The organism is Bacteroides oleiciplenus YIT 12058 (assembly GCF_000315485.1).
Lineage (GTDB): Bacteria > Bacteroidota > Bacteroidia > Bacteroidales > Bacteroidaceae > Bacteroides > Bacteroides oleiciplenus.
Genome location: NZ_JH992941.1, coordinates 647,567 through 666,100, shown reverse-complemented (window position 1 = coordinate 666,100; position 18,534 = coordinate 647,567). Strand labels below are relative to the sequence as shown.

The 18,534-nt window shown below is 41.5% G+C and carries 18 protein-coding genes; 4 read left to right on the top strand and 14 right to left on the bottom strand.

From position 1 onward, the window contains the following. Positions 1 to 179 precede the first annotated feature (179 nt). The gene (locus HMPREF9447_RS10650) at positions 180 to 1,697 is read right to left on the bottom strand and encodes a GH3 auxin-responsive promoter family protein (RefSeq protein ID WP_009129736.1); all 1,518 of its coding nucleotides are present in this window, start codon (positions 1,695 to 1,697) and stop codon (positions 180 to 182) included. Between the two features lie 121 nt (positions 1,698 to 1,818). Between HMPREF9447_RS10650 and HMPREF9447_RS10645 the strand changes: the two genes are divergently transcribed. Then, complete coding sequence (locus HMPREF9447_RS10645) at positions 1,819 to 2,829, top strand: ATP-dependent 6-phosphofructokinase (RefSeq protein WP_009129735.1); 1,011 nt, start codon at positions 1,819 to 1,821, stop codon at positions 2,827 to 2,829. Positions 2,830 to 2,897: 68 nt separating this feature from the next. Here HMPREF9447_RS10645 and rnc read toward each other — a convergent pair whose 3' ends face one another. From rnc to HMPREF9447_RS10630, 3 genes are read right to left on the bottom strand one after another with little or no spacing between them, the layout of a single operon-like run. After that, positions 2,898 to 3,776: a ribonuclease III gene (gene rnc, locus HMPREF9447_RS10640; protein WP_009129734.1), complete on the bottom strand. Its 879-nt coding sequence runs from the start codon at positions 3,774 to 3,776 to the stop codon at positions 2,898 to 2,900. A gap of 6 nt (positions 3,777 to 3,782) precedes the next feature. Then, complete coding sequence (fabF, locus tag HMPREF9447_RS10635) at positions 3,783 to 5,048, bottom strand: beta-ketoacyl-ACP synthase II (protein ID WP_009129733.1); 1,266 nt, start codon at positions 5,046 to 5,048, stop codon at positions 3,783 to 3,785. Positions 5,049 to 5,067: 19 nt separating this feature from the next. Next, positions 5,068 to 5,304, bottom strand: coding sequence for an acyl carrier protein (locus HMPREF9447_RS10630; protein WP_009129732.1), 237 nt, complete (start codon positions 5,302 to 5,304; stop codon positions 5,068 to 5,070). Between the two features lie 148 nt (positions 5,305 to 5,452). On the opposite strand from HMPREF9447_RS10630, the gene purN reads away from it, so the two are divergent. Further along, the gene (purN, locus tag HMPREF9447_RS10625; protein ID WP_009129731.1) at positions 5,453 to 6,028 is read left to right on the top strand and encodes a phosphoribosylglycinamide formyltransferase; all 576 of its coding nucleotides are present in this window, start codon (positions 5,453 to 5,455) and stop codon (positions 6,026 to 6,028) included. A gap of 57 nt (positions 6,029 to 6,085) precedes the next feature. On the opposite strand, the gene pdxB is transcribed toward purN, so the two are convergent. Further along, the gene (gene pdxB / locus HMPREF9447_RS10620) at positions 6,086 to 7,138 is read right to left on the bottom strand and encodes a 4-phosphoerythronate dehydrogenase PdxB (protein WP_009129730.1); all 1,053 of its coding nucleotides are present in this window, start codon (positions 7,136 to 7,138) and stop codon (positions 6,086 to 6,088) included. Positions 7,139 to 7,282: 144 nt separating this feature from the next. Between pdxB and HMPREF9447_RS10615 the strand changes: the two genes are divergently transcribed. Together HMPREF9447_RS10615 and HMPREF9447_RS27780 are read left to right on the top strand one after the other, a co-directional pair. Beyond that, the gene (locus HMPREF9447_RS10615; protein WP_009129729.1) at positions 7,283 to 7,999 is read left to right on the top strand and encodes a hypothetical protein; all 717 of its coding nucleotides are present in this window, start codon (positions 7,283 to 7,285) and stop codon (positions 7,997 to 7,999) included. Between the two features lie 7 nt (positions 8,000 to 8,006). Further along, positions 8,007 to 9,488 (top strand): glycosyltransferase, encoded by a 1,482-nt coding sequence (locus HMPREF9447_RS27780; RefSeq protein ID WP_009129728.1) that lies wholly within the window; start codon positions 8,007 to 8,009, stop codon positions 9,486 to 9,488. Here HMPREF9447_RS27780 and HMPREF9447_RS10605 read toward each other — a convergent pair. The 9 genes from HMPREF9447_RS10605 to HMPREF9447_RS10565 form a co-directional block, all read right to left on the bottom strand. After that, positions 9,475 to 10,374, bottom strand: a complete 900-nt coding sequence (locus HMPREF9447_RS10605; RefSeq protein ID WP_009129727.1) for a capsular polysaccharide synthesis protein — start codon at positions 10,372 to 10,374, stop codon at positions 9,475 to 9,477. The two genes, HMPREF9447_RS27780 and HMPREF9447_RS10605, sit on opposite strands and share 14 nt — an antisense overlap. A gap of 81 nt (positions 10,375 to 10,455) precedes the next feature. Beyond that, complete coding sequence (locus tag HMPREF9447_RS10600; RefSeq protein ID WP_009129726.1) at positions 10,456 to 11,340, bottom strand: beta-1,6-N-acetylglucosaminyltransferase; 885 nt, start codon at positions 11,338 to 11,340, stop codon at positions 10,456 to 10,458. Positions 11,341 to 11,344: 4 nt separating this feature from the next. Further along, positions 11,345 to 12,256, bottom strand: a complete 912-nt coding sequence (locus HMPREF9447_RS10595; RefSeq protein ID WP_009129725.1) for a glycosyltransferase family 2 protein — start codon at positions 12,254 to 12,256, stop codon at positions 11,345 to 11,347. A gap of 119 nt (positions 12,257 to 12,375) precedes the next feature. Further along, positions 12,376 to 13,278 (bottom strand): glycosyltransferase family 8 protein, encoded by a 903-nt coding sequence (locus tag HMPREF9447_RS10590; RefSeq protein WP_009129724.1) that lies wholly within the window; start codon positions 13,276 to 13,278, stop codon positions 12,376 to 12,378. Positions 13,279 to 13,388: 110 nt separating this feature from the next. Next, positions 13,389 to 14,366, bottom strand: a complete 978-nt coding sequence (locus HMPREF9447_RS10585; RefSeq protein WP_009129723.1) for a glycosyltransferase family 2 protein — start codon at positions 14,364 to 14,366, stop codon at positions 13,389 to 13,391. 11 nt (positions 14,367 to 14,377) lie between these two features. Continuing rightward, a complete protein-coding gene (locus HMPREF9447_RS10580) occupies positions 14,378 to 15,253 on the bottom strand; it encodes a glycosyltransferase family 2 protein (RefSeq protein WP_009129722.1) in 876 nt (291 codons plus the stop codon). After that, positions 15,250 to 16,377, bottom strand: coding sequence for a glycosyltransferase family 4 protein (locus HMPREF9447_RS10575; RefSeq protein WP_009129721.1), 1,128 nt, complete (start codon positions 16,375 to 16,377; stop codon positions 15,250 to 15,252). Before HMPREF9447_RS10575 ends, HMPREF9447_RS10580 begins: the two co-directional genes overlap by 4 nt. Before the next feature lie 7 nt (positions 16,378 to 16,384). Continuing rightward, positions 16,385 to 17,386: a glycosyltransferase gene (locus tag HMPREF9447_RS10570; protein ID WP_244267602.1), complete on the bottom strand. Its 1,002-nt coding sequence runs from the start codon at positions 17,384 to 17,386 to the stop codon at positions 16,385 to 16,387. 175 nt (positions 17,387 to 17,561) lie between these two features. Continuing rightward, the gene (locus HMPREF9447_RS10565) at positions 17,562 to 18,533 is read right to left on the bottom strand and encodes a hypothetical protein (protein ID WP_009129719.1); all 972 of its coding nucleotides are present in this window, start codon (positions 18,531 to 18,533) and stop codon (positions 17,562 to 17,564) included. Between the last annotated feature and the right edge of the window lies 1 nt (position 18,534).

Here is an 18,534-nt window from a genome sequence, read left to right as displayed (position 1 = left end):
GGTGTGGTGAGCTTGCTTGTCACCATAGGATAATCCTCCCCGTTACTTTGCCAATGTTTTGCCACCGTGTTGGCAAACTTTTGCCACAGCCTTGGCAAACTTTTGCCACCGTGTTGGCAAGACTTTGCCACAGCTTTGGCAAAACATTGGCAGTACGGTACCGAAGAATCGGGTGTGCTTCAGGAAACTTTATTCAGTTCCAGCATTTCCTCAATATACTGCCTTGTATTACTCAACCGTGGCACCTTGTGCTGTCCGCCCAGTTTCCCTTTCTGTGCCAGCCAGTCATGGAACAGTTCTTTGCGGGCAATAATCACTTCCAATGGTTGCAAGGCAAGGTTATTCTGGCGTTTAGCCTCGTAGTCAGAGTTTACTTCTTTCAGTGTATCATCCAATATCTTGGCAAACTTTTCTATATTATCCGGCATCTGGGCAAACTCTATCAGCCATTGGTGGCGGCATTTAGCTTTGGCGTCCATGAATACAGGTGCCGCCGAATAATCGGAAATCAGTGCTCCGGTAGATTCGCAGGCTCTTGCCAGACCTCTTTCTGCATTATCCACAATTAGCTCTTCTCCAAAAGCATTGATGAAATGCTTTGTGCGTCCGGTGATGACAAACTTATACGGGTCTTTCTGCGTGAACTTTACAGTATCTCCAATCATGTAGCGCCACAGGCCGGCGGAGGTGGAGATGACCAATGCATAATTCTTTTCCACCTCTATTTCTTCCAGACAGTAGATGCGCGGATTTTCTTTGTCCACATCTTCCAGTGGAATGAATTCATAGAAGATCCCGTAGTCAATCATTAGCAACATGGAGGGGTCATTCGGATCGTTCTGTGTGCCAAAGTAACCTTCGGAAGCATTGTACGTCTCCACATAGTGCATGTTGGATGAACGGATCACTTCTTTATATTGCTCACGATAAGGAGTGAAGGCAACACCACCGTGGAAGAAGACTTCCAGGTTGGGCCATATCTCTTCCAGAGATTGTTTACCTGTCTTTTCAAGAATATGCTTAATGAGTACCAGCATCCATGAGGGGACACCGGACAGATTGGTTACATTTTGAGAAATGGTGCTGTTGGCTATAGCTACCATCTTGCTCTCGAAGTCGCTCATGAGAGCAATCTTTTTGCTTGGGACGCGGACGCAATTCACCAACGGATATACGTTCTGTATCAGGATGGCAGAAAGGTCGCCTACTAAGCTATGTCTGGAATTGAGGTTGGGACTGTGGCTTCCGCCCAGAATCAAGCCTTTTCCAGAGAAGAAACGGCTGTTAGGATTCTGTCCCAGGTAGATGGCAACTGCATCTTTGCCGCCTTGATAATGAGTATCATTCAACGACTCTCTGCTGACGGGCAGGAATTTGCTCTTGTCGTTTGTTGTACCCGAAGACTTGGCAAACCAACGTATCTCCGACGGCCAAAGCAAGTTTTGTTCTCCTGCGCGCAGACGTTCTACATACGGCTTAACCTCTTCATAGGTTTGTATGGGAAGGCGCTTCTTGAAATCTTCATAAGTATGGATGCTCTTATAATCATATTTCTTTCCCCATTCCGTATTTTCGGCCATACACACCAAACGCTCCAGCACCTTGTGCTGTAGTTCTCCTGCGCGGTTAGCATAGAAGTCGATTTTCCTTAGGCGAGGGGCAAAATACACCTTATTCAACAATGTTGTGATATTCATCTCTCTTGGTTAAAACTATTTTGTAGCGCAAAAATAATCTTATTTATCGGCTTCTCTATCTTTTTTCTCTTTTTTTTCTATCTTTACGGACGTAAAGAACAATAATTCAAACAAAAGTGTCATGAGAATCGGTATTTTGACTTCGGGGGGCGATTGTCCCGGCATCAATGCCACCATTCGTGGAGTGTGCAAAACTGCAATCAATCATTACGGGATGGAAGTGGTAGGCATTCATAGTGGCTTTCAGGGGTTGCTGACGAAGGATGTGGAGTCGTTTACCGATAAGTCTTTGTCCGGTTTGTTGAATCTGGGTGGGACGATGCTCGGCACTTCACGCGAGAAGCCTTTCAAGAAGAACGGAGTGATTTCTGATGTTAATAAACCGGCACTGATTGAGCAAAATGTGAAAGAGTTAGGGCTCGATTGTGTGGTTTGTATCGGTGGTAACGGTACGCAGAAGACTGCCGCCAAACTGGCTGCAATGGGGTTGAACATCGTATCTGTGCCTAAGACCATTGATAATGACATTTGGGGAACGGATTTTTCTTTCGGTTTCGACTCTGCCGTCAGCATTGCTACAGATGCCATCGACCGTCTGCACTCTACCGCCAGTTCGCACAAGCGGGTGATGGTGATTGAAGTGATGGGGCATAAGGCCGGCTGGATTGCACTCTATTCCGGTATGGCTGGCGGGGGTGATGTTATTCTGATACCCGAAATCCCTTATAATATCCATAATATAGGAGAGACAATCCTGAACCGTTTAAAGAAAGGAAAGCCTTATTCCATCGTAGTGGTTGCCGAGGGCATACAGACTGACGGGCGGAAACGTGCCGCCGAGTATATTGCTCAGGAAATAGAATACGAGACGGGCATTGAAACCCGTGAAACGGTGCTTGGCTACATCCAGCGCGGTGGTTCGCCTACGCCTTTCGACCGTAATCTTTCTACCCGTATGGGGGGACATGCCACGGAGCTTATTGCTACGGGACAGTTCGGCAGAATGATTACATTAAAAGGAGATGAGATTTCTTCCGCTCCACTGGAAGAGATAGCGGGAAAGCTGAAATTGGTGACAAAAGATAACGATCTGGTTGTTCAGGGACAGCGGATGGGAATTTGCTTTGGATGAGAGAGAACGCGTGTTAAGTGTTGATGTATTCTGTGGGGCTGAAGTGACTTTAGATTCCGGGCGAATGATTATTCGCCCGTTTCGTGTTCAGTGATAGTCAGAACCGTTTCTTTATTTTCTTCTTCAGCTGGAGTCTTCTCTACTATTACTTCTTCTTCCACATTCTCCTGCGGATGATTCTGTGTTTTTGCCGCTTCTATCTCTTCTTTAAATGCAGCATCATTCTTTATTTTTTTCAAAGCAGCCTGTGCGGCATTCTGTTGAGATTCCTTTTTGGAATACCCTGTTCCTTTCCCGGCCGATATACCCTCTATGCGGATTTCGGTATGGAACATAGGGTTATAGTCTTCATCAAGGAACTGTTCGATGAGTTCGAATGAGACTTCGACCTTACTTTTCTGGCTCCATTCAATCAGTTTCGATTTGAAATTTACCTCCTTGCGGGACATCTTGTCGAGGTCGATGTAGTTCTTAAATATCTTTTCCTCCATGAAGTGCTTGCAACGATCATAGCCCTGGTCCAGATAAATGGCACCAATAAAGGCTTCGAATGCATTGCCGTACATGTAACTGTTGTGTGAGGAGGAACGGGCAGAATATTTTACCAGCTTATCCAATCCGATTTCTACAGCCAACTTATTCAGTGTTTCCCGCTGCACGATTTTGGAACGTGTGTTCGTGAGGAAGCCTTCGCGACGGCCTTCAAAATGTTTATAGACAATATCTCCCACGATGGCGTCAAGAATGGCGTCACCCAAAAACTCTAACCGTTCATTATTCAAAGGGCGTCCCTTCTCTGAGCGGATAGAGGTGGATTTGTGCAACAACGCCTGCTGGTAGAGCTGGATGTTGCGGGGATAGAACCCCAGTATCTTATAAAAACAAAGATAAGACTCTCTGTCCTTATGGAATAAGAGCCTTATCTTGTTTATTTGATTACGTAACACGACTGATTATTCTGCGTATTTCTTGAAGATAACACATGCATTATGACCACCGAATCCAAATGTATTGGACAGGGCTACGTTCACTTCACGCTTTTGAGCTTTGTTGAACGTAAGGTTCAGGTCATAGTCGATGTTTTCATCATTATCACCCTCTTCGTGGTTAATAGTCGGAGGCACAATGCCATTTTTGATAGCAAGGATACTTGCAATAGCTTCTACCGCACCAGCAGCGCCCAGCAAGTGGCCGGTCATGGATTTCGTTGAACTGATGTTCAACTTATATGCATGTTGACCAAATACCTCTTTGATTGCTTTAGCTTCCGATATATCACCTACAGGAGTAGAAGTACCGTGAACATTGATATAATCTACTTCATCCGGGGTCATTTCCGCATCTTCCAACGCGTTTCTCATTACCAACTTTGCTCCCAAACCTTCAGGATGGGAAGCAGTCAGGTGGTGAGCGTCGGCAGACATTCCTACACCGGCAACTTCCGCATAAATCTTAGCACCACGTGCTTTGGCATGCTCCAGTTCTTCAAGAACAAGGCAGCCGCCACCTTCACCCATCACGAATCCGTCGCGGCTTGCACTGAACGGACGAGATGCAGTTGTGGGAGATTCATTGCGTGTTGATAATGCATGCATAGCATTGAAGCCACCTACACCGCCAACGGTGATTGCAGCTTCCGAACCACCACTCACAATGACATTAGCCTTGCCCAGACGAATCAGGTTGAAGGCGTCAGCGATAGCATTTGTGGAAGTAGCGCATGCAGAACAAGTTGCGTAGTTGGGACCGTGGAAACCATACATAATAGAAATCTGTCCGGCAGCAATATCCGAAATCATCTTAGGGATGAAGAACGGATTGAACTTAGGACCGTTTTCTTTGCCGGTTAAGGCATAGTTACTTACCTCTTCTTCAAATGTACGGATACCACCGATACCGGCGCCAAAGATGACACCAATTCTGTTTAAGTCCTCATTTTCGACGTCAAGACCGGAATCGTCAACCGCTTCTTTGGCTACAGCGATGGCATATTGTGTATATACGTCCATCTTGCGGGCTTCTTTGCGGTCGATATATTTTGTTGCGTCGAAGTTTTTCACTTCGCAGGCAAATTGAGTCTTGAAAAGGGAAGCATCGAAATGAGTAATAGGTCCTGCTCCACTAACCCCATTCACAATGTTTTCCCAAAATTCGGGAACGCTATTGCCAATGGGAGTAATGGCGCCAAGACCTGTTACTACAACTCTTTTTAATTCCATATTAAATTGATGGATAGAATTACTTAGCGTGTTCTTCGATGTAAGAAACGGCGTTACCTACAGTACCAATCTTTTCAGCTTGGTCATCCGGAATAGAGATACCGAATTCCTTTTCGAATTCCATGATAAGTTCTACAGTGTCAAGAGAATCTGCTCCTAAATCGTTAGTGAAGCTAGCTTCGGTTGTAACTTCTGATTCTTCAACGCCTAATTTGTCGACGATGATCGCTTTCACTCTTGATGCAATTTCAGACATAACTTTAAGTTTTTAATTAATAATTAGTTTTTTTCTTTAAATTTGCGGGGCAAAGGAATAAATATTTATCGTCACTCGCAAATATTTGGGGAATTAAATGCAATGTTTTGCACATTTTTCACGGTTTTGTGCACTAAAAGTAGGTTTTATGAGGAAAAATATCGCAGTTTTAGCATCGGGAAGTGGAACGAATGCAGAGAATATCATTCGTTTTTTCCAGGAAAAAAGTTCGGCCTGTGTGGCTTTGGTTTTGACTAATCGACAGAATGCGTTCGTTTTAGAGCGTGCTCGCGGGCTGGGAGTGCCTTGTCTTTATTTTCCCAAAAGTGATTGGGAGAGCGGAGAGACCATTTTATCGGTACTGCGAGAACATAAGATTGACTTTGTGGTGCTGGCTGGATTTTTGGCGCGTGTGCCTGATCATATTTTGCATGCTTATTCCAATAAAATGATAAATATACATCCTTCGCTGTTGCCTAAGTTCGGTGGAAAAGGGATGTATGGCGATCGTGTGCACGAAGCGGTTATTGCTGCAGGCGAGAAAGAGAGTGGTATTACTATACATTATACTAATGAGCATTATGATGAAGGAGCCATTATCTGCCAGGTGAAATGTCCCGTGTTGCCGGAAGATACTCCGGAAGCACTGGCGCAACGTATTCATGTGCTGGAATACGAGACTTACCCGAAGGTGATAGAAAAACTTATTGAATCCCCAATTTAGGGATTTATATCTGCGCTGTATACGGACCTTGTTAGGACCGTGTCTACTCCGTAGCAGCTACGGAGTAGACACGGAGATGGTGGAGAATGCTGTCTTCTCTCTCCGTAACGGATAGTTTCCTCTCAATTGTTCGAAGTGCTCAGGGTGCATTTTCAAAGCCTCACTATCTTTTCGCGGGTCGTACATCTGCAGGTATGCCTCTGTTGAGGTGGCTGCAGTGATGATTGAATTCTCTGGTTCGGGAGGGGTGATGCAATATTCGGCTTGTATGCCGAAGTGGTCGCAAAGGGAATCCAGGGACATGCGCGTGGCATTGGCTTTTCCGTCCGCCGAGTAGCCGGCGATGTGTGGCGTGCCGATGAACACCTTATTTAATAAGGTAAGATTAATGTCCGGTTCATTCTCCCATACATCAATAACGGCATCGGATATCTGCTTGGTTTTTAGGGCTTCTAATAAAGCATTTGTTTCTATTACTTCGCCACGGGAAGTGTTAACGATGACGGGGCAGCGTTTCAGTGAATGGAAGAATGCACCATCAGCCAGATGGAAAGTCTTGTATTTCCCTTCTTTGTATAAAGGTACGTGGAAAGTGAGTACATCGCACTCTTCGGCAAGGAGTTGTAAGGGGTTGAAATCTGTGTTGCCTTCTTCATCCTCCCGTGGCAGATCGTTCAGCAGCACCCGCATACCCAGTTCGCGTGCTACTTCTGCCACCTTACTGCCCACATTTCCTACACCTACGATGCCGATTGTCATTTCTGATAATTTCTTTCCTTTCAGAAGTTCCAGTAACAAAAGGGTGGATTGCAGATACTGGGCTACGGAAGCAGAGTTACATCCCGGAGCATTCTTCCAAACGATGCCTGCCTGGCGGCAATATTCCGTATCTATATGGTCGAAACCAATTGTTGCTGTAGCAATGAAACGTACCCGGCTTCCTTCCAGTAATTCCCGATTGCAATGGGTGCGTGTGCGAATTATCAGTGCGTCCGCATCTTTCACTATGGCGGGAGTGAAATCTTTTCCGGTAACGTACACGACTTCATCGGCTATCTTCTCGATGGCTTCTTTTATGAAAGGTATTTTATTGTCAACGATGACTTTCATTTTTGTTTTTCTTTCTATGATTGTTGCAGGCAAAGTTAGTCATAAAAGCGGTAAACTGTTTGGTTGTGTGCTAAATAATACATAACTTTGTCAACTTGTACAAATGTTACGGTTTGTAGAATAAAGAAAAAACAGTTATAAGGAATGAAGTGTATCCATATCATTACGCCTGTAAAGGACTCTATAGAGTTAACTTTACAGACGGTCGATGCTATTATGGCATCTGACTTTAGAATTCCCTTTACTTATACTATCTATAATGATTTTAGTACGGAGGAGAATACAGCCAGGTTGCGGGAAGCTTCCCTGAAACTGGGCTTTGAATTAGTGAATCTTTCAGATGTCACGAATCACCCTTCGCCTAATTATCTGCAGATTCTGCAAATGTCGCAAGAACGTGCCATTGCGGAAGAGGCTGGGTTGCTTATAGTGGAATCTGATGTTGTAGTGAAAAAAGATACTTTACAATCTTTGTTTGATGGCGCTTTAGAAAGAAAAGATTGTGGTATTGCTGCTGCTGTCACAGTAGATGAAAAAGGTGATATAAACTATCCTTATTTATTTGCAAAAGGACGTGAGAACCAGGTGCTTCCTGAGAAGAAACATTGTAGTTTCTGTTGCTCTCTCCTGACGTTGGATCTTCTTCGCTCTTTTGATTTTCATCAGTTGGATATGGAAAAGAATTGGTATGATGTGACAATCTCCCATCAGTCATTGAAAGAGGGATTTCAAAATTATTTGTTTACCACACTTCCGGTGTGGCATCGTCCGCATGGCAGTCGCCCATGGAAACAATTGAAGTATAAGAATCCGTTGAAGTATTATTGGTTGAAATATACAAAGGGACTGGATAAAATTTGAATATGCTATGGAATATCAATTAGTTTCTGTTATTATACCTATTTATAACATGGCAAAGTATCTGTGTGAGACTTTGGACTCGGTGCTTGCTTCAGATTATCCTAATTTTGAAGTGATACTGATGGACGACGGCTCAACAGATAATTCTTTGGATATTGCCAAGGAGTATGCGGAAAAAGATCAGCGGATATTCGTATATACTCAGCCGAATGGTGGTCCGTGTGTTGCCCGTAATCATGCCATATCATTGTCTCATGGCGTATACATACTGCCTGTAGATGCAGATAACCGAATCAGCTCAACATTCATAAGCCATGCTGTGGCAGAGTTGGAACGAGATCCGGAAGTAAAAGTAGTCTGTCCGCGAGCTGAGTTTATCGGCGATCGTAGCGGCGAATGGAAGTTGCCGCCCTTTTCCTTGAGACTGCTGGCTCGTAAAAACATGATAGATACCTGTGCGCTTTACAGAAAAACAGAGTGGGAAAGAGTGGGTGGATACTGCGAAGAAATCATAGCGCGCGAAGACTGGGAATTCTGGATATCTGTGTTGAAAGATGGCGGAAAAGTGGTGCGTTTACCCCAGATAGAATTGTATTATCGTGTGCGTGCCGGGTCAAAAAGAATCATAGACCGCTCGTTAAAACCACATGTCACCAAGGTGCTTAACAAGCTTCATGCGGAGTTCTTTGAACGGGAGTTGGGAGGAGTGCTGCGTTCTGTACGTTCCTGGTCCAGGGTTGTCAACTGTATTGAGCGCTTTTTCAAGCCTCGACATGTTGTTGTTTCTCCTGATTATGCAAGCATGAGTGATTTTATAAAAGTGCTTCCGGTTATCTTTGAGCATCGGGGTACTGTTATTTATAAAGGGAGAAATGAATTAAGAGAGTTTGATATAGCAGGGCAAAAGGTGGTTGTTAAATCTTTCCAGATACCTCATTTGCTGAACCGGATTATCTACAACTTTTTTCGGGAGTCTAAAGCGCGGCGTTCATTTCGCTATGCGGCCATGTTGCGTCAGTTTAATATAGGCTCACCTGCACCCATTGGCTTTTGTTCTGTTTCCAGTTGGTTTTTGTTTGGTAAGAGTTATTTTGTTTCTTTAAAATCAGAATGTCCTTATACTTACAGAGATCTTTGGCAGGGAAATTTCTCGAACCAAGAAGAAATCCTTCGTGCTATAGCCCGTGCTACTGCAGCTCTGCACGAGCATGGGATTTTGCATAAAGATTACTCGGCAGGGAATATTTTATTTGCAGAAAAGCCTGAGGGAGTTTCTGTGGAAATCATAGATTTGAACCGGATGCGCTTTGGTAAAGTGTCTATGGAAGAAGGGTGTAAGAATTTTGAGAGACTGCCTGGCACGGATGAAATGTTTGCCATATTGGCCGATGAATATGCCAAATGTCGCGGCTTTGAAGCGGATAAATGCTTGCAGTTGATAGAAAAGGCTCACAAGTCTTCTTTGAACTTTTCATCTAGGGTTTCCTGAGTAGATAACCATAGATTGTATCTTTACCTTCGGGGGTGAGTGTATTGAATTGTTTCTTGTAAGTTAATTTGTGAAATCCATAATTTGCATGGAACTCTTCCATGAGATTTTCGTCAAATGGCATGTTCAGGCATTTAGCCAGATTGCTGATTTTTTGTAAGGGGACACTGTTTATCATCTCTGTAACTGCTGGAATATTCTCATAGGCTATTGCAAAGAGGTAGTCGATGAACAAATAGGTGACGATTCGCTTGTGACTTCTCCAGTAATTATAGAACATATCCAGCATGAAGGCAGGTAGGATGTTGCCTTTACCGCAAGCCATGAAAAAACCTGTCCATCTGCCATTTGCCACATTTGAATTCTTTGCTATGTGGTGACAGCTATAGAAATCCGTATCAGTGGCAATTATAGAGTCTATATTCCTAGTGAAAAGTATGGTACTGTCAGCCCATATTCCTCCATGCTGTTTGAGTAAGCACATTCTTAACAAATCACTGAAGTGAGTGAGGGTTATTTCATGTTTTTTTACTTTTTGTAGGATATAGTCCGGCATTTCAGCATATTCCTGATGATTTTCCTCTGTAATTAATATAACAGGATGTTCTCCTGCATGTCGCTGTACGGAGGCATAGCAGACTTTAATAATGTCCGGCATATTTTCTTCTCCCTGCCACCAGCATATCCAGATGGGGCATGTGCTGCCAATCGGGCTTTTTGCAGTATTTGCTTTTTTATATTTCTTCAAAATATCTTTTGCACCGGCTTTTTGCAGTATTACTGTTTTGAAGTATAGATGTTTGCTGTTATGCAGAATCTTTTTCTCCACTGACTTGAAGAAAGATTTAATAGGACTGGGTGAGTTATTCGGATTTGTAGGATTCATACTTCTGTATTATAAGTTGCTGGTGCAAAGATATAAGTTTGGGGAGAATGTTACCTACTTTTCTAAGAAATCTGTATCTTTTTACTTGCCGGAATACGCAGTTTCTATTTGCTTAATTAGTTCATTCTCTTTGGAGCTGAATTTGCGGGCGAATAGTTTGTCTGAAGCGATTAGTTCATTATAGTCCTGAAATTTCCATGTATAGGGATTTCCTCTATTCCAGTCAGCCAGTCGCATGTTTCCTGCATCATCCTCATTAGCTTTATATATGTTTTCTTTGAAAGGAGAATTCCATAATATAGTTTGAACAAAGATTTCATCGGGACACAATGTATACCTGAAGCGACGAAGGACAAAAGGCTTCTTTTCTATCAGATACTGGCAGAAGCCTTGAGTGATACTACACCAATTGGGCCCTTTTTTGAATTCAACCTCTTGTTTTCTTCGGAACCGAATGAATTTCTGTATGATAAGTGCAATGTTGTGGCATGGTGCAGTTACAATATGCCATTGGCTATTGCTGCGCTTAAGACTTTTCGTGAAAAAGTAGTATCGTGAAATTTTACGCTCCAAATCCTTTTGATGCCTGTCTCCCAACCAATAGCTGACGAACTCCTTACCGGAATTGGCTTGAAAAAAAGAGTGTATATAATCTTGTGTTTGTATGGGCAGGTCTACACCCGACAGCAGATGATAGTAATCATATGTGCTTTGCTTGACGGCAGTTTCAAGTAACAGGTATTCCGTTTCTACTTGGCTGATATCTCCCCAGTAGACCTTATTGCGGTCAGGTAATACAAATAATCGGGCTTTTTGTGTCCGTAAGAGATATGCTTTCTTGTATAGCTCCGCTGAACGACGATCGATATGTAGATAAATATCATTCCGCACATCGTCGAGCAAGGATAAAAGAGCTTTTAACACCGGATATTCGTTATGGGCGATAATCAGATATGCATGCTTCATTACACTATTTATTGAAGTGACATTTGAAGAAATCGGGTATAGTATTGTCTGTTTTGATAAAACCATCGCGTCGCAACTGCTCGTAAGAGTTTGCTCCAATGATTTTGTCATATTCCATTTCCAGTTGTTGGCTCTTGTATAATTGATAAAAATACCTCCAGTGCATGCCGATATGTCTATGGGGGTTCTGCTCCAGTTGTTTACCGCCATTAATCATTTTTTCAAGGAATCGTTCCTTGCCACGGATGGAATAGTGATAAATACAAATATTACTTTTCCTGAGACGCTTAGGAAACATAAGTACCTTGTGATTTCCTGTGGAAATCTGGAGGTATGAGCTAGTGCGATGAAGTACTTTCCCTCTTTGCGGTATGTAAAGAGAGTAACGTGAAAGGTTATAAAAATTGTATTTCAGTGGGTTGATGATTGGAACGATTGCCTGATTCCATTGCCAAAAATGTTGACCAGCTTCCGGATACATATATCTCATAGAGCATTTCAGTACATTGGCTTTGGTGGTAGTTAACTCTGTTTTCAGATTACCCGTAGGTGAATACCATAGCTCGTCGGCATCAGCATTGATAACCCAGTCTGCATGAAGCTGTTTTTTGGCAATCTTTATCATGCGGTCCACCCATACTTTTTGGTTGTAGTTGGTTGCCTTTTCTATGATAGCCTCTTTAATCCAACCTTTCTCCTGGTATTTTCGGATGATTTCAATAGTGTTGTCTGTGGAGTTATTATCGGTGATGATGAATCCATCTACCCCCATAGCTTTATGGAAACAAAGATTCTCCTCCAGTATATCTTCTTCATTTTTGACCAATAATGTCATAATGAGCTTTGGATTGGAGGTACGTCTGAAGGTCTGCGGGACTTCTTCGAGAACATTGACTATTTTGTTTAAAAGAGGCATTAGCATTAACTTTAAATCATTGTTTAGGTTGCTATTTTACAAAGATATACTATATTTCTATACATTGATTTATTCTTGGTGAATAAATCAATAAAAACTCTTAGGGTATTCTAGTTCAGTTATTTAACTTTTATTGTTTTCTTCTTGTTTATTACTTTATATAAAATCTTGCGAAAGAAATAGTGAATGGCATTTTTGCGGGTGATAACATGCCATCCATGCTGTTTGGCAAACTGAATGTATTGATCGCGGAAAGGGCTGTCGCAGTTGTACATCCATGGTTTGCGTTTTCCGGTAAAATGTATGATAGCAGGAGATTTCAAGGCATTATCCCAATCGTTTTTCCTTTCAGGCTGTACTTCAGGACATGCGTACAGGAAGAAGTCCATCAGATTCCAACGAATGGAAATAAATTGTTTTTCTTTATGAAGTAATGCGTTCAGTACATCCTGGTCGTGCAATTTTATGTTGTCATAATTGGATACGATATAACTTTTACATGCCTTTACAAGTTCCTTTTCTCTCCATTTCTGTAGATTTATAAGCATTACTCCCGAGTTGAAGTAAGAATATTCGGCAGGATACTTTAGTACAACAGGAGATTCGGTATCGAATGGGGATCTTTCTTCAACAGCAGCTACGGCAATATCGTCGATATTTTTCTCCCACAATTCTTTAATGGAATCAACTACCATTAGGTCACAATCCAAGTATAGAATCTTGTTGATATGACTAGGAATGAGCTCCGACATGAAAAGTCTTAGGTAGGCAGCAAGAGACAAATGATCCTGTTTCCTTATGGGGAAGTCTTTAATGAGCGAATAGTCTACGTCATAAAAATAAACTTCAGCTTGATGTGCCTCGCAAAACACTTTAAGTTTTTCTTTTCCGGTTTTATCAACTTTGCTGCAAATGATGTGTATGCGAAATTTCTCATGTGGAGTATGCACAAAGAGGCTTGCTAACATTACACCGCAATATTCAATGTAGTTTTCATCTATGCTACAAACAATATCTATCATAGTTCTTTAGGTTATTATAAAAAATGCAAGTTTGCAAAGGTACATATTATAGAAGAAAAAAATGTAGTTTATGGACATATTTTCTCATTAGATAAGAATTTTCTTCTTTATTACGATTGGCGACGCTGGCGTTTTAAATATTTATGGCGATAATAAACAATGAATGCTATCGGAAAATACTTATATAAGAAAGAGTAGCGGCCTTCTCTTTTGGCATGTACAAGAGGGGTCAGTCCGGCTTTTTTCATCTGTTTTACCATTTTCCATTGAGCCCTGCTTTTGATGGCAAAACTATTATTCAGGTTCTCCATCAGTCTTAACGATATATGTTCACTCAGGGCAAACGAGATATCCTCTTCTTTCACGTGTTCCTTTATGAAGCGATTGAGGCTATCCATAGCTTTTATCTTATCGAAGAGCCCATATTCTTTATAATTCTGCATGAATGAAGTTTCATTCTGCACATAATTATAGCACGTCAACGGGAGATGCATGATTTTCTCAGCAAAGTAAAATACGCGGGGAATGAATTCTTCATCTTCGTGCCGTATATTGATGAAAGTGAATTCCATTTTCAGCATATATTCTCTGCGATAGGCAAGCATCCAGACTGCGGCAGGCATATACCCTGTCTTTATGAATGATTTACCGGAAACAATATCTTGCGGACAAAACTTGCGTGCGTCATAATCAAACCCTTTCAATAGTTTATCCTGGCTTCCCCAATGGTTATAGTCGAACAGAAGAATATCTAAATGGTTCTCCTGAACTGCTTCATAGATTTGTGCTAACGAGTTTGTGCAGAAATAGTCGTCGGCATCGGCAAATAAGATAACTTCTCCTCGCGCAATACTCATACCGAGATTTCTAGCAGCACTTACTCCCTGATTGGGGGTCGTGATACTTTTTATGGTGGGATGTTCCTTAGATAGCCCTTGTATAATATCGGCTGTCTGGTCTGTAGAGCCATCATTAATTGTGATAATTTCGTATTCGTCAGGTGCGATGTTTTGTTGCAATGCTGATAGAATACATTTTCTGATGTGCTTTTCCGCATTATATGCAGGAATAATAATAGAAATTTTCATGGCTTTCCGTATTATTTGTTTGAAAATGGGCGATATAAAATGCTATTATATATATCTTCAGCAGGGGTGTGATGAGAAGAAAAGATAGCATTAAGCTTCAGCAACCAACAGACCAGTTTACGTGCTCTTTTCTGGAATTTTTTTGTGTGATTCATAGTTGGTATGATGGCTTTGAACTCCGATTTGTTATATTCCAGTATATCAATGTATGTGGAATAAAGTTGATGCGAAAGGTTTTCCTTAAGCCACTTTAACCGTTCTGTCTGTACATCTATGTAGTTGGAGCTAATGCCTGTTCCGTCACATTCGGCAATAGTTGACGGTATGTGACGGTAGCTGCATCCTTCCATGATGATGGACTGGAAGCTATGTCCCCAATCTGCAATTATCTTATATCGGGTGTCATATAATTTATCGGCAAAAAGAGAATGGTGGATGAAGCATGCCTGATGTGCTAATGCATTGTAGAAAAAGAAAATTAAGTCGGGGTAATCAGGTCCTGTTTCTTTCCTTTGCTCTTGGTTGTTTATTAAGACCATATCTCCATAGATATATTTTGTTCCGTCAAAAGAAATCTTTTTAAGGATATCTCCTTGCAGACAGTCTCCCGAATTTAGGAAATAGAGATATTCTCCTTTGGCTTGCCTGATTCCCTTGTTCATTCCGTCATAGATACCGTTATCTTTCTCAGAAACCCAATAAGTCAGTCGAGTGTTTCTTTCCGAATACTTTTCTATGGTTTCTTTGCTTCCATCGTTAGAATCGGCATCTATGATGATATGTTCATAGCTGGTGTATGATTGCGTTTCGATGCTGCGCAATGTTTTCTTAAGTCCTTCGTTGTTGTTGAAGTTGACTGTAATAATGCTAAGAATCGGGGTTTTCATTTGGCAAACGTTTTGGGGATTAGAGTTTCATTTAAGACCTTTTGATATACCTTCTTTGTTTCCTGAGTTGTTTTTTCCCAAGAGTATAATTGTAACCGTTTCATTCCTGTTGCTACTAAACAGGAACGTTTTTCATTGCTATAAATAACTTCTGTCAGCGTCTGTACCATCGATTCCACAGAGTAAGGATCGAAATAAGCACCGGCATCACCCGCTATTTCGGGAAAGCAACTGGTATTGCTCAAGGCTACAGGACAATGGCAGGCATAAGCTTCCAGAATCGGGATGCCGAACCCTTCATAAAGTGATGGAAATACAAAGAGGAGTGCCCTACTGTATAGTTCGCTCAGATTCCTGTCATCTATTGAAACTTGTATAATCCTGTCTGCAATATTCAGTTTATCTATCAAAGTCTTCTCTTCCCAATTGAGCGGATGCCCCGTACAAAGCAGATACAAGTCCTGGTCTGTTTTGTGGATAATAGCAAAAGCTTCCAGTAGGCGTTGGAAGTTCTTATAAAGAGTTCGGTCTCCCACAAACAGAATATAACGATCGGGAAGTGATAATTGGTCTTTCCCATGATGGGGCTGCATACTTGTCCCATGGTAGATGACGTCTATTTTCCGGGGATCGATATTTAATATATTGATGATGTCCTTTTTGGTATTTTCACTGATTGCAATAATCCGGTCAGCTTTAGTTATTACCTCCTTCTTTTGTGCCGCAACCTCCTTGGCATCATGAAAATACTTGGGAAACAGTTCATGAATCATGTCATGTACTGTTATCACATAGGGATTATGGCCGATACACTCAAGAAAAGACGGGTCATAGTAAGTGGGGTGGAAAAGGTAAGGAGACGATTTCCGGAGCAATCTTCTTGTCAGCTTTTGATTTCCGAGCAGAAGTCTCTGTTTGTAATGTTTGAAAAAGAAATGTGGGACATAAATGCGGTGTTCGGCAAGTTTGGTCTGCACTAAATAGTGGTTCTCTGTAAAACGGACAGAAATATCATACTCCATATCCAGTTTGGATATGATTTCGCAGAAATAACGTGAAATTCCGCCATATTTCTGCAGATCGAATATTTGAGAATCGTAAATGATGTACGGCTGTTTTTCCACCTGATTTTTATATTTTTGTTTTTATAGCTTCTTGCAATAAAGAGCGAAATTCATTTTCAAATCTTTCCAGATTCCATGTGTGTTTTGAATATGATATATTTTCTTTTATCAGCTTATGAAATTTTTCCCGGGGCAACGTCGTTGCCCATTCCATAGCTTCACTTATCGCCTCAACGGATAATTCCGGCAATAGATAACCATAATGTTCTATTTGCTCTACTGCTCCCCATCTGGAGGCTATAGGAACGACCCCCATTTGCATCAAAGCAATAACAGAGCCGGGACATCCTTCACTGCCCGAAGGAAATATATTGAAGGAACAAAGATAAGCTAAATGCATGAATTCTTCGGATGCGGTGCTAAGATAACCATGAAACGTAATATTCCGGCATCCTGCTACGCGATTCTGGTAGTAATCCATGAATTCATCATCAATAGTGCCAACCACATGCAGGTTGTACTGTGGGTGAACAATAAAGTATTCCAAAACCAAATCTAATCCTTTCAGTAAACTACCACTGGAACCGAACCACAGGAAATCTTTTATGGAAACACTCTGAAGCTTATGTTTCAGGTCGCACTCCTGAAAAAAATTGCTGGATTGATTGATTATCTTTATTTTATTTTGTAATTCCGGGGGATATGTCCGGATAGTAAACGAACTACCTATTTGGAAAATAACATCTGCCATTTCACAACTATCATGTGCAATTACTAAGCGGGCATACGGCAGTTGTGTTCCATGTTCCTTATTGAATAAATCAGTTCTGTTAATTACCATTGCGCGTTGATGTTTCCAATAAGACCCTGTTGCGTAGTATATCTTTAGAGCTTGGGGATTCCTTTTGCTCATGGTTAGGAAGTTGGGCTCCAAACCAAAGATAATATCATATTGCCGATTGTCACATTCTTGGGGTTCGCTGCAACATGCCACCTTTACGTTGTAACCTAAAGAGTGGAACGTTTTTCCAATGATTAATGCCTCTCTCCTGTTTTGGTGAGATTGCATAAAGTTTTTATTTTTCCTGTTATAATATACATCGGAAATATATGAAACGTAGACCCATTTCCTATTGAATAGGGAATAGAGAATATGACGGTTTTTATTTTTCTTGAATATTCTAAGTTTCATATATAAGCTAGTTTTTATAAATGTTGTCTAATGGATAAAAATAGAGATATTGTTACCAATAGCATCCCTCTTCTACCTGCCGGGCCTTTTGGGGAGTTTCGGTCTCAGAGGGTTTAACCCAATATTCATTCATTAATTTCGAATAATTATAAGTTGCATTATAGTTACTGTTTTCCCATCTGGCGCCTCTTATCCCGAACAGTAATTGTAAACTGCCACCTATGTGTACAGCCTTTTTCCCGGAACGTTTGACGTGTGCTGCTAATGGCATCCCATACGCTCCACACCCCAATAAACAGACATCATAATCCCTTTTGTCAATTTCGCTTTTCATGAATTCGAGAGCGTCAAACCATGTCTCGAATCTACTGTCGCTTTGATTGCCAATAGTTTGAATAGCCTTGATTGTTTGTAAGTCGAAAGTTGGCAGAGCTCTTGGGTCTTTGTGGATAAGCTCTTTTCGGAGATACTGCTTTTGTATGGTTTCAGCAAAAGGATGTACTACCAAAACCTTTTTACCTTCTAAGGCAGTCGTCCATGGCACATCGCTCCAAAAGGGGTTGTAGGGCTCAAAATCTATTTTGTAGGTATGCTGTAATTCCTTTGAGAAGTATTCTTCTTCGAACCTCCAGGAAGCAAGAATATCAATCAGAGGCATGTCTTCAATCATCATCTCCGAAAAACGTTTTAACAGTTCGGGAGTCGCCGAAAAGAATCCGGCATTATTTCTCATCGGATACATTGTATCTTCTTCCCACCACCAAGGGAATGCTTCTCCTTTTATGTATTTGATAATTTTTCTTTTTTGGCGATAGATGCCTAAGTAGTTCACTACGCATCCTATTTCAACTGCGCCGAATCTTGAGAGCATGCAAGGCTCAGGGGATAGTAATCTCTTTCTGATTTGGTCTGCTATGATATTAGGGTCTGTTTCTCTGCACAGAAGCCTATGTTGCGGTAATCCGTACTTTTGGATATGACGTTGGCGTAGCTTTTTCAGTAGTTTTATAAATTTCTTTTGCATA

Bases quoted from the DNA above. Each gene is read 5' to 3' on its own strand.
- HMPREF9447_RS10605 (WP_009129727.1), bottom strand. From the start codon at position 10,374: ATGAATCCTACAAATCCGAATAACTCACCCAGTCCTATTAAATCTTTC.
- HMPREF9447_RS10570 (WP_244267602.1), bottom strand. From the start codon at position 17,386: ATGCAATCTCACCAAAACAGGAGAGAGGCATTAATCATTGGAAAAACG.
- fabF (WP_009129733.1), bottom strand. From the start codon at position 5,048: ATGGAATTAAAAAGAGTTGTAGTAACAGGTCTTGGCGCCATTACTCCC.
- HMPREF9447_RS10565 (WP_009129719.1), bottom strand. From the start codon at position 18,533: ATGCAAAAGAAATTTATAAAACTACTGAAAAAGCTACGCCAACGTCAT.
- HMPREF9447_RS10595 (WP_009129725.1), bottom strand. From the start codon at position 12,256: ATGCCTCTTTTAAACAAAATAGTCAATGTTCTCGAAGAAGTCCCGCAG.
- HMPREF9447_RS10580 (WP_009129722.1), bottom strand. From the start codon at position 15,253: ATGAAAACCCCGATTCTTAGCATTATTACAGTCAACTTCAACAACAAC.
- HMPREF9447_RS27780 (WP_009129728.1), top strand. From the start codon at position 8,007: ATGGAATATCAATTAGTTTCTGTTATTATACCTATTTATAACATGGCA.
- purN (WP_009129731.1), top strand. From the start codon at position 5,453: ATGAGGAAAAATATCGCAGTTTTAGCATCGGGAAGTGGAACGAATGCA.
- HMPREF9447_RS10600 (WP_009129726.1), bottom strand. From the start codon at position 11,340: ATGAAGCATGCATATCTGATTATCGCCCATAACGAATATCCGGTGTTA.
- pdxB (WP_009129730.1), bottom strand. From the start codon at position 7,138: ATGAAAGTCATCGTTGACAATAAAATACCTTTCATAAAAGAAGCCATC.
- HMPREF9447_RS10585 (WP_009129723.1), bottom strand. From the start codon at position 14,366: ATGAAAATTTCTATTATTATTCCTGCATATAATGCGGAAAAGCACATC.
- HMPREF9447_RS10630 (WP_009129732.1), bottom strand. From the start codon at position 5,304: ATGTCTGAAATTGCATCAAGAGTGAAAGCGATCATCGTCGACAAATTA.
- HMPREF9447_RS10645 (WP_009129735.1), top strand. From the start codon at position 1,819: ATGAGAATCGGTATTTTGACTTCGGGGGGCGATTGTCCCGGCATCAAT.
- HMPREF9447_RS10590 (WP_009129724.1), bottom strand. From the start codon at position 13,278: ATGATAGATATTGTTTGTAGCATAGATGAAAACTACATTGAATATTGC.
- HMPREF9447_RS10615 (WP_009129729.1), top strand. From the start codon at position 7,283: ATGAAGTGTATCCATATCATTACGCCTGTAAAGGACTCTATAGAGTTA.
- HMPREF9447_RS10650 (WP_009129736.1), bottom strand. From the start codon at position 1,697: ATGAATATCACAACATTGTTGAATAAGGTGTATTTTGCCCCTCGCCTA.